Raw genomic sequence first — 12684 nt, 5'->3', positions numbered from 1 at the left:
AATAAAGTTATCTATCATGTCAAGAAAAGGAAATACAATGAAACTCATTTCATGGAATATCGACTCGCTTAATGCTGCATTAACTAGTGATTCAGCACGCGCCAAACTCTCTCAAGAAGTCCTCCAAACCTTGGTTGCTGAGGATGCGGATATCATTGCCATTCAAGAAACCAAGTTATCCGCCAAAGGTCCTACTAAAAAACACCTCGAAATTCTTGAGGAACTCTTCCCTGGCTACGAAAATACCTGGCGCTCTTCTCAAGAACCAGCTCGCAAAGGCTATGCTGGAACCATGTTCCTCTATAAAAAAGAGCTTACTCCCGTTGTGACTTTCCCAGAGATCGGTGCTCCTTCGACCATGGACTTGGAAGGTCGGATCATTACTCTGGAATTTGGTGGCTTCTTTGTAACACAAGTCTATACTCCTAATGCCGGTGATGGCCTCAAACGTTTAGCAGAACGTCAAGTCTGGGATGTCAAATATGCGGAGTACTTGGCTGAACTTGATAAGCAAAAACCTGTCCTTGCTACAGGTGACTACAACGTGGCCCACAAGGAAATCGACCTTGCTAATCCAGCCAGCAACCGTCGTTCACCAGGTTTCACAGACGAAGAACGTGCAGGCTTTACCAACCTTCTAGCAGCAGGCTTTACAGATACCTTCCGCCACCTCCACGGTGATGTGCCGGAGCGTTACACTTGGTGGGCACAACGCAGTAAAACCTCAAAAATCAACAATACAGGCTGGAGAATCGACTATTGGTTAACCTCAAACCGCATTGCAGACAAGGTTACTAAATCAGATATGATTGACTCAGGCGCTCGCCAAGACCACACACCGATTGTCTTGGAGATTGAACTCTAAGGAGAAAGCTAATGGACTATCAAGCTGTCATCCCCGAATTTGTGGTATCCAACATCGAAAAATCGCGCTACTTCTACTGCAACTTGCTGGGCTTCTCTGTCGAATACGAACGCCCCGAGGAGAAATTTCTCTTCCTCTCCCTTGAAGACTGCCAACTCATGTTAGAAGAAGGCGACGCAGAAGAATTAGCTCAGCTGACTTATCCTTTCGGGCGTGGTGTCAATATTTCCTTTGGCATTGAGGATGTTCCTCAGCTCCACCAAAAACTGCTGGAAGCTGACTATCACATCCATCGTCCCCTGACCAAAAGAAAATTTCGTGTTGACGACCATTTTATCTATCCTCATGAATTTGCAGTTTTAGACCCAGATGGCTATTTTTTAAGATTTAGTGAATAAGAAAAAGGAGGTTGTTGGCCTCTTTTTCAGTAAGTAAATATAAATTGACAGAACTGTAAATCCAGTGACAGAAACCTTTGCTAAAGCCCATGAAATCAGCATGTCAAAGAACTTTGATAGCCATTTTTTGTATAATTGAGTAGAATGAAATCAGAAAGCGAGGAAATCTTATGCAAGTCGGAAAGCAGATCCAGCACTATCGTAAAGAGAAAAATTTATCTCAAGATGATTTGGCTGAAATCATCTTTGTCAGCCGTCAATCCATTTCCAACTGGGAACGCGGAGCAACCTACCCTGATATTCAAAACCTGCTTTTACTGAGCAAGGTCTTTGAAGTGTCATTGGACCAACTCATAAAAGGAGATGTGGAAACCATGAAACAAATTATTCACGACCAAGAATTTATGCGCTATCAAAAAGATGGAGTGGTTTTTACCATTTTACTAATTGGAAGTCCTATAATAATGATTCCTCTAATTCTTTATCTGGAATGGTTCGGTATCGCTATTAGTTGCTTGATTTATGCTATCACAATGTTCTACGCCCTACGCATTGAGAAATTTAAGAAACAGCATAATCTTCGTACCTTTCGCCAGATTGTCGCCTATGATCAAGGACGCAGCCTGAGCGAGATTGAAGAAGCCGAGGAAAGGGGCAAGGCTCCTTACCAAAATATTATCCTTCCTGTTCTATTTTGCCTTGGAATTGGAGCTATTGCTCTGTTGTTTTCTTGGCTCTTACTGACTTTCTTCCCTATCAAATAAAAGCGAAGTCATCAGACCTCGCTTTTCAAATGTCTTTAAAGTTATAGAGTTGCGGATAGTGATCACACTCGGGATTTTTGGGATGTAACTTCCTACTCATGCTTTCCTATATCCTCACCTGTCTATCTTCAGACCGTTGGCCTGTGACAAACATGGTGAAGGTTGCCTTGCAGACATTTCGGTCATCTTGGTTGGTGATATCTACATCGACGACACAGGTTGTACGACCTTGATGGACACATTCCCCCCTGATGGTTAGGACATCCCCTAGATTGCCAGCTTTCAAATAGTTGATAGAAGACTGGAGCGTCCCACCTCCGCACAGTTGAGTAGGGCTGTAAAAGCTGATGAAATCAGCGTAGTAGAGTCCACTCAACCACTGCGTCTTGCTCGACAATCCAAAAATAATTAAGAGGCTAGGACTTTTGTCCCAGCCTCGACTTTTTTATCTTCATTGATAGACCAATGATTGATTTTTTATTTTTTATTTTTTCTTCTCAATGTGATCTTTGAGATCTTCTTGAGCTTTTTTATTGGATTCTGCTTTTTTCTTCAACCATTCTTCTTTGGCCTTGTTAAAGTCTTTTGTTGTGACAACATCTTTAGACATTTCAAGGTATTTGTAGAATGTTCCTGTTCCTTTAGTACCTACCCATGAAGAAGCACGGCTGTATGGTACGGTCCGTTGAAGCATTGGAGCACCACCATTTGAGACAGTTGGAAGCGTAATCGAGCTATCTGTCAACCAAGCTTGCGCTGCTGCATATTTTTCATAGCGTTTTGCTTGATCCAACAATTCAGCATCGGCGTCTTTCAACATGTTCGCATATTGATCCAAACCAACTGCTGCAATGGCTGGGTTGTTTGAACCTGCATCAATACCAAGATAATAGAAGACAGAACCATTTACTGGGCTGATACTTTCCAGATAAGTAGATGGGTCTTGGTAGTCAGGTTGCCATCCACCGCCTGAGATATCGTAGTCTCTTGCAGCAGCTGTATCGCTGAAGTAGGTGATATTTTGGAAATCATCATCCGATACCTTTTGAAGATCCACCACAACATTGTCTGCACCAAGCGCTGACTCTACAGATTGTTTGAAGGAGCTCGCTTGTTGGACCATGCTATTGTCCACTTGGCTGACAATGTAGTCCAAATGAATTGGGAATTGAACTCCTTGTTTTTGCAATTCAGCTTTGGCTTTTGCAAATGAAGCTTTGGCTTTTTCTGGGTTATACAGGCTTGTTTGGCCATCGTCCAGGCTCACACCCTTCCATTGGTCTCCATAGGTAACCAATTGTTTTTCAACCACTTTACCAAAATCTTCTCCATTGACTTGGACATAAGTTGGTGGCACCAAGGTACTACGAAGGGTCTTCTCAGCTGCATCAGATCCTGATACTTGTGCCGCATAAGATTTGCGGTCAAAGGCAAAGTTCACCGCTTGACGGAAGTTCTTGTTCAAGATTGCTTTCTTGGTAGAAGCTTTTTGTTCATCCGTTGTTTTGGCTGTGTGGTCATATTTTTGACGATCCAAGTTGAATCCAAGGTAGTAAGATGTTCCTAATTGCAAACCGTAGACAATGTTGTCACCAAAGTTTTTCTTGACGCTCTTATACGTCGAACTGTTTGGCATAACAGAGGCAAAGGAGTATTGACCTTTTTCAAAGTTCTTAATGATAGAATCTGGGTTTGATCCATCGTTAAAGGTCAATTTGACATGATCGATATGAACATTTTTCGCATCGTAATAATCTTTGTTCTTGACCAATTGGATCTCAGATTTTGAAGTCAATGATTTCAAGTAATATGGACCATTATATAAGATGCTGCTAGGTTTCAACGAACCAAAATCTTTCCCTTGAGATTTCAAGAAATCCGCATTGACTGGGAAAAGAACACCTGAAGTTGTTTTAGAGTTCCAGAAGCTTTCTGGATGGACCAAAGTATATTGAATGGTGTGGTCATCTAAAGCTTTGACTCCAACTGTTTTAAAGTCCTTCGTTTCTCCTTTTACATAGGCATCCAAACCTTTGATTGAATTTTGAATCATGAAGAGGCCTTCTGATTTTGACTCAACCGCGTGTTTGATCCCTGTAACAAAGTCTTGAGCTGTTACAGCACCATACTCTTCACCCTCACTTGTATACCATTTGGCATCCTTACGAAGTTTGTAAGTATAGGTTAATCCATCTTCAGAGACAGTCCAATCTTCTGCTAGACTTGGCACAAAGTTTCCGTATTGGTCATTTTCAAGAAGACCATCTACAAGGTTACTTGTGATATCTGAAGTCGTTGTACGAGTTGCAGCGATGTAATCCAATGTATTTGGATCCGCTGAATAGACGAATGAGTAGGTTGCTTGATTGCTACTACCACCGCCACACGCTGCTAAGAGAAAGGCACCTGCAACAGAAACTCCTGCAAGAGCTAACAGTTTTTTTGCTTTCATCACTATCTCCTTATGTTAGATTTTCTACCATTATACACTATTTCTTAAAAAAAACCAAATTTATTTTAAAAAAGTTCGTTATTTCTGAATGAATATAATAAGATGTCAAGAAAAGCATTTTGAAATTGATCTCAAAGATGCTGGATAGGCAAGTCTTATCACATACCATTACAGACTTGTAAAACCTCATCTTTTAATTCTTTTAATAAATATACGTTTCAGCGAAAAAAAGAACCTCTGCTCTTTCGAGCAGAGGGACTGATTCCTAATCAAAATGATAGAGTTGTGGGTACTGATCGCATTCAGGATTTTTAGGATGGCAGATAGCCCGTCCAAAATAGATCATGGCTTGATGAGCTGCTAGCCATTCGCTTTTTGGTAGAACATCCATGACTCTTTTTTCCACTTCCAAGGGCGTCGCTGATTTCTTGACAATATCATGGTGCTTGCAGATCCGCTCCACATGGGTATCGACAGCAAAGGCTGGAATCCCAAATCCTACACTCATGACGACATTAGCTGTTTTCCGTCCTACTCCTGCCAGGCTTTCTAACTCTTCACGAATCTGAGGCACCTGCCCATCAAAGTTGTCTAGCAATTGTTGGGCACATTTTTTGAGAAATTTGGCCTTATTTCGATAGAGACCTAATTTAGAAATATGCTTGGCGATAGCTGCTTCACTGGCTGCTGCCATGGCTTGCGGGGTTGGAAAAGCCGCAAACAAACCTGGTGTCGCTTTGTTAACAGCCGCATCAGTCGTCTGAGCCGAGAGCATAACCGCTACTAACAATTCAAAATGATTACGAAAATCCAGACTTGGCTTGGCATCTGGAAAAAGGGCGATAATTTCTTCAATCACATGACGTGCCCGTTTCTTTGATAAAACCATATTCTCTCCTTTACACTACTAGTCCTTATTATAGCATGAAAGTTCCCTATTTCTGAAAGATTCGACTTCAAAAAAGGACTAGTCCTTAGACGAGTCCTTTTCAATTAGTCTATAAAATGAGTATGCTTGGTAATCCATTGTGTGACCTTGATATTTAACCAGAACACATAGATACCAAATGTAATGATGGTAAAGAACCACCATTTGATCCAATTTCCAAATAACTGCATAGCCGTGCCGTCAAAATACTGACGACGACCATCAATCACGGTATGCTTGACCTTCCAGTTATACATAATGCACACGCCCCAAGGAGCACAAATCCCCAAAGTCAATACTGTAATGAAGGTTGCTAATAAAACATAGCCAATATAGGAAAATAGGCCTCCATCAAAATACGATTCACGATACATGTTCAATTTCCCTATATTTTTTTACACCAATCTCTTCAAGAAAGTAATCAGGGTTTGAGCAGAGCGTTCACCAGCCTCTACGATAAATTCATCAAAAGAGATATTAGCTGCGTGATCTGCCGTATCACTCATAGCTCGAATGACCATGAAAGGACGCCCAGCTGCATGAGCGGCTTGGGCAATAGCTGCCCCTTCCATCTCAACTGCTAATACTTCTGGGAAATGCTCCCGAATTGCTGCGACTTTTTCTTCACTCGCGATAAAGCTATCTCCTGTTGTAATCAAGCCTACATGTGTGGTTGCAGCTTCTTCTTCCAGAACTTTTTTCATTTCTGATACGAAATAGCGACTGGATTCAAAGTAAAGTGGTTGACCTGCCATTTGACCATACTTATAACCAAAGGCTGTCACATCCACATCATGATAGGCCAATTTGTCCGCAAGGACGATATCCCCAACGGCCATTCCCGGTGCAACGGCACCTGCAGAACCCGTATTGATAATGGCTTCCACCTTAAAATCATTGGCCAAGACTGCTACACTCATAGCAGACATGACTTTTCCGATACCACTTTCAACCAAAACGACCTCATGGCGTCCAATAGATCCTGTATAGTAGACTTTTCCAAGACGCAGATGCTTTTCCCCATTTTCAAGGGCTTCAACCAAGATCTTCAACTCCTGGGGCATGGCTGCGATAATTCCAATTTTCATGTCATTTCTCTCCTTGTGACGACCTTATAAACGCCAAATAGCAATGATCAAGGCAATGAGGAGCACAATGATCCAGAACAAAATCTTATTGAGTTTGGATTGGACCACACTTTGTTTGCGTTCTTCAATGCGACGACTCTTGGTCACTGTGGGCTCCACTTGGATCTGCACAGTATCCTGAGAATAACGCTCTTGTGGACGTTCCCTACGACTCTCTCTCATAGGACGTTCATAGCCAAATCCTCTGTGGTCTGTCCGAATAATTTTCGTCTCTTCCGCATCGACCATTTTAGGACCGGTGATGTCCTCACCTCGCCTTGCTCGTTCAATCATTTCATCGGTTAATAAAGGTTTTCCCATCGGATCCTCCTCTATTTATTGATTAAGTCCCAATATTGGATCGCCATGATGGTCTTGGCATCACAGACTTCGCCAGTTTGGATTAAATCTTTGGCTTCCTTCAAAGTCACTTCTAATAACTCTAAGGTCTCATCCGCATCTTGTGGACGTGGATTTTCCACCTTTTTCAAGTTGGTCGCACCATAAAGTTTGATCCGCTCATTACAAAATCCAATGGCTGAATAAAAATCATACAACAACTCTAGATCAGCTGTGTAGCCAATTTCTTCTTCCAATTCGCGCAGAGCAGCCGCTTTAGGGTCTGCGTTTTCTCCCTTTTCTAACTTCCCTGCTGGAATCTCCACCGAGGTCCTTTCAATCGCCTTACGGTACTGCTTGACCAAGATCGTTTTCCCATCTTCTGTGATCGGCAAAACCGCTACTGCTCCATTATGGAAGATTAAATCACGCTGCGCTTGGCCTTTTCCAGCGGGTAGTTCTACTTGATCAGTGACCACTTGGAAAATCGGTCCCTGATAAATCTCCTTGCGCTCAATGGTTTTTTCTTCAAATTGCATGAGAATCTCCTATTTATTTTTAGGATGGTGTGGCAAGCGAAGGGCATACTCTTCTTTATTCACTTGACGGCCACGACCAATCGCAATCGCATCAGCTGGTACATCCTTGGTAATGGTTGATCCAGCACCGACTAAGGAATTGTCGCCTAATTCAACTGGCGCAATAATCGTCGAATTGGATCCGACAAAGACATTGTTTCCAATCGTCGTTTTAAACTTGTGTTGGCCATCATAATTCACAGTGATAGTTCCTGCCCCAAAGTTGACGTTGCTGCCGACTTGGCAGTTGCCGATGTAGGTCAAATGACCCGCTTTGGTATTTTCGCCAATAGACGAACCTTTGACTTCAACAAAGTTTCCAATATGGACATCTTTGGCGAGGCTAGATCCTGGACGAATATGAGCGTATGGTCCTACCGTCACGCCATCAGCTACCGTGCTCTCTTCAATCATAGAGTTAGTGATGACAGCAGCTGCCCCAATTTCACTGTCCACAATATAGGTTCCATTGGTTAAGACTGTTTCAGCCCCAATTTTTGTGTGTCCTTTTAAGGTAACATTGGCTTCGATTTGCACTTCTGGTGCGATCTCAACATCGACATCGATATAGGCCGCATCCGGATTGACAAAGCTCACCCCATTGACCATGTGGGCTTGGTTAATGCGACGACGCATGATGCCTTCTGCTGTTGCAAGGGCAACGCGGTCGTTAACCCCGAGACTTTCATCAAAGTCTTTGAGCGTATAAGCCCCAACTTTTTCACCAGCTTCACGGAAAATACCGATGACATCCGTGATATAGTATTCACCTTGGGCATTGTTAGTGTTTATATTTTTCAAAGCTTCAAAGAGGCGTGCATTGTCAAAGACATAAGTTCCTGTATTGATTTCCTTGATTTGCTTTTCAAAATCTGTCGCATCTTTTTGCTCGACGATTCGAAGCACTTCCGCATTGTCATTGCGGACAATCCGACCATAGCCAAATGGATTAGCTGCTTCGGCTGTCAAAATGGTTGCCACATTTTTGTGGTTGATATGAAAGTCAATCAAGTGTTTGAGGCTTTCACCTGTAATCAAAGGAGTATCACCTGCGATGACAAGAGTATGCCCTTCAAGACCTTCCAAGACTGGCTCTGCCATCATTACCGCATGACCAGTTCCTAATTGCTCTGTTTGCTTAACAAATTCTGTTTGTCCAGCTAATACTTGCTCCACCAATTCCGCCTTGTGGCCCACAACCGTTACAGTCTTCTCAGGTGAGATGGCTCCAACACTACGGAAAACATGTTCCAACATAGAGATCCCAGCAACCTTGTGAAGAACCTTAGGCAGATCTGATTTCATACGGGTACCTTTCCCCGCTGCTAAAATAATGGCATAATTTGGCATAACATTTCTCTTTTCTGTACAATATCGCTTACATTATACCATTTTTTAGCCCTTTTGGAAAATAAGACCCAAACCAAAAAACTCTCCTATAAGGGAAGCTCGAATGTAGACAAACTATTTTTTAGTAAGATAAGTAACGTTACTCAACAAATAAGTAATAATAGTTTTAATTTTAAAAATTAATCAAAAATATACTAAAACTTTCCGCTGTGAGAAAAGTGCTTGAAATACGATCATTTCAAGCACTCGGGAGTTTTGAGACCTTAGGCTCAAAACTAAGTCATGGAACTTCGAGGAAGTTCGCTGACGTCCGTACTCACCTAAGGAAAGTTTTCAAATTAATTTTGTCTTCAATGTGACTCTCCTAAATGGAGAGCGTATCTATAATGGATAAATCTTGCGAAATTCTTCTAAAACCACCTTGCTATCAGGTGTAAAAGTTAGTCCCGCTTCTCCTAAACAGTCTGTGAAAAAGTCTTCATGAACCTGACGCCAATAAGCTAGAGATTTGTCTCCCTCACCTTCCTTGTAGGCATGGTCAGCTGAAACCTGTTTGAAAGGCTGAACAGAAACCTTTGTAACTTCAACAATGCAGACAGCCTGATCTTGACTGTCTAAAATGACATCAAAAGTCCCTTCTTGGGGAAGGGGTTCGTCCTCTAATGCGTAGAGGTCGTAAGCTGAGGCTGTTGCTGTTTTTTCGCCTTTAAAGACCAGTAACGCTAAAAGGTCTGGTTCCGCTCCAAAAGCCCAGGCGTCTATCTCATCTCCGATAGAGGGGTTGATTTGCTTGTAGGCATTCCACATTTCTTGAGGTGTCATGGGTTCTCCTTTGTAATTTTTTACTTTCTTCTTTTATATGTTTAAGATGGTCTGGATGGTCAATTTCTAAATCAAAAATCTCTGGAATAGAGCTGTAATGGAGAATACATTCGATACCCATCTGATTCATTTTTTGTATGAAAGAAGTATTCAGATAGCCTGCTACAGCAAAATCAATCTTGTTCTTCCTTGCTTTATCCTGCATCTGTCTCAACATATCTAACATAATTGGACTTTCCATATCATGCCATTGACTGTTTCTCACAGTCGCAAAAATAAAAGAAGTTAAATCATTCATTCCAACTACAATCTTTGAAATACCAGTTTCCAGTATCCTGTCCAAGTCGAAATAAGCTGATGGTAATTCAATCATCGTGCCGACTTTACCGGTAAAACCATACTGACGCAATACTGTAATAGCTTGTTTTAATTGTTCGGCATCATTGACAAAAGGAAAAATAACAGACAGATTGGGATTGGTTTGAAAAACTTCTGTAACAACATTTGTCTCAGCCTGAAATTCATCTGGACACGCCAACAAACGCCTAGCCCCTCTATATCCAAATAATGAGTGGCGTTCGTCAAAATACTCTTTAGTCCCGTCTAGACTATTTGCTTCTGCATTTGTTAACTCTGAAAAGCGATACCAGACTTCTTCATCTGAGTACAAATGACAAATAGTGTCTAGATAATCTTTCACAAATTGCTTACAATTTGGTAATAGTATGTTTTGGTTTATTTCTCTCAACAAGTATTCCCCACGAATCAAGCCGACGTGGTGCAATAAATGGGGATAAACTTTTTCAACAATTTTTTCGCCACTAAGAGCTAGTTGATTTTGCATGTTCATTCACCTTGTCTTAAAAGATACAATATCAGATATCATTATACGAATACGACACTTTCCTCTAGTTCAAAAGCTTCATAAGGTTCAACTAACTCATATCCTAAAAATTCTGCTACTTTTTTGGAAGCCTCGTTATGAGCATCCCAAAGTGGAAACATATCTCTATTTAAACTCTCTAGAATCATTGCAGCACCAAGCTTTTTAGCAAATCCATTTCCTTGTTCGTTTGGTCTAGTTACAACTTCCACTTCAACTGCTCCTTGGTAAACTAAGCCTGAGGAAATCCCAGCAATCAGTTCTTTATTTTTAAGAATCACAAAGCCAAATCCACCTTTTAAAGCAAAATCCTGATAGGATTTAAAATCCCCTTGTAAATCTTGTGACCATTCTTCCTCAGAAAGGCAGTTATAAATACGATTATCAATAGGCACAATATTGTAACCTTTCTCTAACTGACTAACTAGATCATTTAGAAATTCAACTTGAAAATTTGCCTTATCTTTAAAAGAATAGCGAGCAAAAGAAATTAGCTCCAGTTTCTGATGCAGAAAATCTTGCCACTTAGTGTCTTCTGAAATAATAATCTTATAATCTAAACCATATTGCCTAACAAAATCTTCCCAAAATCTAGAATTTAGCTCCCCTGCTAAGTATAGAAAATTCCCAATATCATAAAAACTTGTTGTCCCATCACTGTTTCGGTATACAGTTCCAATTTGAGATTTAAGACCATAGAGAACCATATTTTTCTTCCATGTTTTAAATAGTTCCATTATCCCTCTATTTTACCTTCCAATTCCTATAACTTATCCGTTCTAATTCTGGAAATCCTCGTAACTCTGCCTTCACTTTTAATACTAAAGGCGAGGCATTTTCTTCGGTAATTTCTTCCAAATTCAGCCAAATAACATTTGCTGAATCATTACTTCCATCAAGAACTTCATGAGGAAGGGATTTTTGAGAGCTCTCGAAATCGAGCACTACATCATAAAAGGCCATGGTATGATGTACAGCGAAGTCTTGCCCCTCTTCTTGAACCAGCACGTCATAAATCCTAGGATTTAAGTAACGGCTAAGCGTATAACCCGTCTCTTCCAGAACTTCTCTCTTAAGGGTTTCTGTCAACCCCTCACCGAGTTCCTGACTACCACCCGGTAGATCAAAACGATGTTGATAGGGGCCTCTTGTTTTTTCAATACAGAGAAGTTTCCCATTCTCATAGCAAATGCCGTAGACACCAAAGTGTTTTTTGATTTCCATCAATTCCTCCTACTTCAAACTCCAACCACCATCAATGGTCAAGATTTGTCCCTGCATGGCAGATACCTTCCCACTGGCCAAAAAGAAACTGACTTCTGCCACTTCTTCTGGCTCAATCCAGCGTTTGATAGGTGTTTCACTGGCTACCCAGTCTGCTAAGCCACCGGGTTCAAAGTCCGCAGCAGTCATGCCAGTCTTGACAGCACCTGGAGCGATCCCAAAGACTTGAATGCCAGATTCTGCATAATCCAGGGCCAACTGCTTGGTAAAGCCCGCTAGAGCATGCTTGGAGGAAGTATAAGCGTGACCGCCTCCACCAGCTAGAATAGATGCAATGGAGCACATATTGATGATGATACCTCGCTTCTTCTCCAACATTTGAGTCAGATAATGCCGTGTCAGCTCCACCGGAGTCACATAGTTAATCTCAAAAATCTCCTGAATCTCCTGAGCGCTTTGCTCCAGAAGCGGTTTATAATCGTCCAATACTCCAGCTGTATTGCACAAGACATCTACCTCAGGACACCAGTCAAAAATCGGCGTCAAATCCAAGGTTAAGTCTAGCTGTAAGAAGTGAAACTCACCTGGCAACTGGGGATCAGCTCCCTGATCCACCCCATAGACCTGGTAGCCCTTTTCTAAAAACAAACGAGCTTGCGCCAGACCAATCCCGGAGCTCACGCCTGTAATCAAGACCCGTTTAGTCATGGACTTCCACCCAATCTGTCGCTAGAACATCACAGGGAGTTGGACTCCACATGGAAAAGCCTTCGCCTTCACCAGACACGTTAATGAGGAAATAAGGTGTCACTTCCAGAGCCACTCCATTTTGCTCGATGGTATCAAACAATTGGACATAGTTTTCTCCTCCACCCCATCCTGTTCGTACATATTTTTTCTTGGCCTTTAATCCTGGTAAAATCTCTTCAAATGTCATGGTGTTCTCCTTTGATG

General features: G+C 41.7%; 16 protein-coding genes and 1 pseudogene. 3 read left to right on the top strand and 14 right to left on the bottom strand.

The genetic code is table 11. The features are described 5' to 3' along the window. Nucleotides 1–37: 37 nt before the first annotated feature. The 3 genes from NFR56_RS05765 to NFR56_RS05755 all read left to right on the top strand — a co-directional run bounded on the left by NFR56_RS05765 (nt 38) and on the right by NFR56_RS05755 (nt 2027). Nucleotides 38–865: an exodeoxyribonuclease III gene (locus NFR56_RS05765; RefSeq protein ID WP_251458092.1), complete on the top strand. Its 828-nt coding sequence runs from the start codon at nt 38–40 to the stop codon at nt 863–865. Between the two features lie 11 nt (nt 866–876). After that, entirely contained in the window at nt 877–1263 is a 387-nt protein-coding gene (locus NFR56_RS05760) for a bleomycin resistance protein (protein ID WP_070505835.1), read from the top strand. Between the two features lie 170 nt (nt 1264–1433). Then, on the top strand, nt 1434–2027 hold the full coding sequence (locus NFR56_RS05755) for a helix-turn-helix domain-containing protein (protein ID WP_031577145.1): 594 nt from the start codon (nt 1434–1436) through the stop codon (nt 2025–2027). 106 nt (nt 2028–2133) lie between these two features. Here the strand turns inward: NFR56_RS05755 and NFR56_RS05750 are convergent. The 14 genes and pseudogenes from NFR56_RS05750 to NFR56_RS05685 all read right to left on the bottom strand — a co-directional run. Next, nucleotides 2134–2343: pseudogene (locus NFR56_RS05750) on the bottom strand (PaaI family thioesterase); the annotation flags it as partial. A gap of 168 nt (nt 2344–2511) precedes the next feature. Continuing rightward, nucleotides 2512–4479 carry a peptide ABC transporter substrate-binding protein gene (locus NFR56_RS05745; RefSeq protein WP_031574467.1) on the bottom strand — a complete coding sequence of 656 codons (1968 nt, stop codon included), beginning with the start codon at nt 4477–4479 and terminating at the stop codon, nt 2512–2514. A gap of 265 nt (nt 4480–4744) precedes the next feature. After that, nucleotides 4745–5368: an endonuclease III gene (gene nth / locus NFR56_RS05740; protein ID WP_251458089.1), complete on the bottom strand. Its 624-nt coding sequence runs from the start codon at nt 5366–5368 to the stop codon at nt 4745–4747. A 104-nt stretch (nt 5369–5472) separates the two neighbouring features. Further along, nucleotides 5473–5781 (bottom strand): YjgN family protein, encoded by a 309-nt coding sequence (locus NFR56_RS05735; protein ID WP_049483430.1) that lies wholly within the window; start codon nt 5779–5781, stop codon nt 5473–5475. A gap of 21 nt (nt 5782–5802) precedes the next feature. After that, on the bottom strand, nt 5803–6495 hold the full coding sequence (locus tag NFR56_RS05730) for a 5'-methylthioadenosine/adenosylhomocysteine nucleosidase (protein ID WP_021152843.1): 693 nt from the start codon (nt 6493–6495) through the stop codon (nt 5803–5805). 24 nt (nt 6496–6519) lie between these two features. Continuing rightward, a complete protein-coding gene (gene macP / locus NFR56_RS05725) occupies nt 6520–6855 on the bottom strand; it encodes a cell wall synthase accessory phosphoprotein MacP (protein WP_070589511.1) in 336 nt (111 codons plus the stop codon). An 11-nt stretch (nt 6856–6866) separates the two neighbouring features. Beyond that, a complete protein-coding gene (locus NFR56_RS05720) occupies nt 6867–7412 on the bottom strand; it encodes an NUDIX hydrolase (RefSeq protein ID WP_223325331.1) in 546 nt (181 codons plus the stop codon). Between the two features lie 9 nt (nt 7413–7421). Next, entirely contained in the window at nt 7422–8801 is a 1380-nt protein-coding gene (gene glmU / locus NFR56_RS05715; RefSeq protein ID WP_021152840.1) for a bifunctional UDP-N-acetylglucosamine diphosphorylase/glucosamine-1-phosphate N-acetyltransferase GlmU, read from the bottom strand. 381 nt (nt 8802–9182) lie between these two features. Next, the gene (locus NFR56_RS05710) at nt 9183–9623 is read right to left on the bottom strand and encodes an ASCH domain-containing protein (protein WP_251458086.1); all 441 of its coding nucleotides are present in this window, start codon (nt 9621–9623) and stop codon (nt 9183–9185) included. Next, nucleotides 9565–10467, bottom strand: a complete 903-nt coding sequence (locus NFR56_RS05705; RefSeq protein WP_251458083.1) for a putative PEP-binding protein — start codon at nt 10465–10467, stop codon at nt 9565–9567. Before NFR56_RS05705 ends, NFR56_RS05710 begins: the two co-directional genes overlap by 59 nt. A 41-nt stretch (nt 10468–10508) precedes the next feature. Next, nucleotides 10509–11243: a GNAT family N-acetyltransferase gene (locus NFR56_RS05700; protein WP_251458080.1), complete on the bottom strand. Its 735-nt coding sequence runs from the start codon at nt 11241–11243 to the stop codon at nt 10509–10511. A gap of 7 nt (nt 11244–11250) precedes the next feature. Further along, the gene (locus NFR56_RS05695; RefSeq protein WP_070589523.1) at nt 11251–11730 is read right to left on the bottom strand and encodes an NUDIX hydrolase; all 480 of its coding nucleotides are present in this window, start codon (nt 11728–11730) and stop codon (nt 11251–11253) included. Between the two features lie 9 nt (nt 11731–11739). Further along, nucleotides 11740–12438, bottom strand: coding sequence for a 3-oxoacyl-ACP reductase (locus tag NFR56_RS05690; protein WP_070589525.1), 699 nt, complete (start codon nt 12436–12438; stop codon nt 11740–11742). Next, a complete protein-coding gene (locus NFR56_RS05685; RefSeq protein WP_070589528.1) occupies nt 12431–12667 on the bottom strand; it encodes a DUF2829 domain-containing protein in 237 nt (78 codons plus the stop codon). Before NFR56_RS05685 ends, NFR56_RS05690 begins: the two co-directional genes overlap by 8 nt. Nucleotides 12668–12684: the final 17 nt, after the last annotated feature.

Source organism: Streptococcus caecimuris (assembly GCF_943193075.1).
Classification (GTDB): Bacteria; Bacillota; Bacilli; order Lactobacillales; family Streptococcaceae; genus Streptococcus; species Streptococcus caecimuris.
Note: the sequence above shows the minus strand (reverse complement) of the source record. Positions and strands in the feature narration are given on the sequence as shown.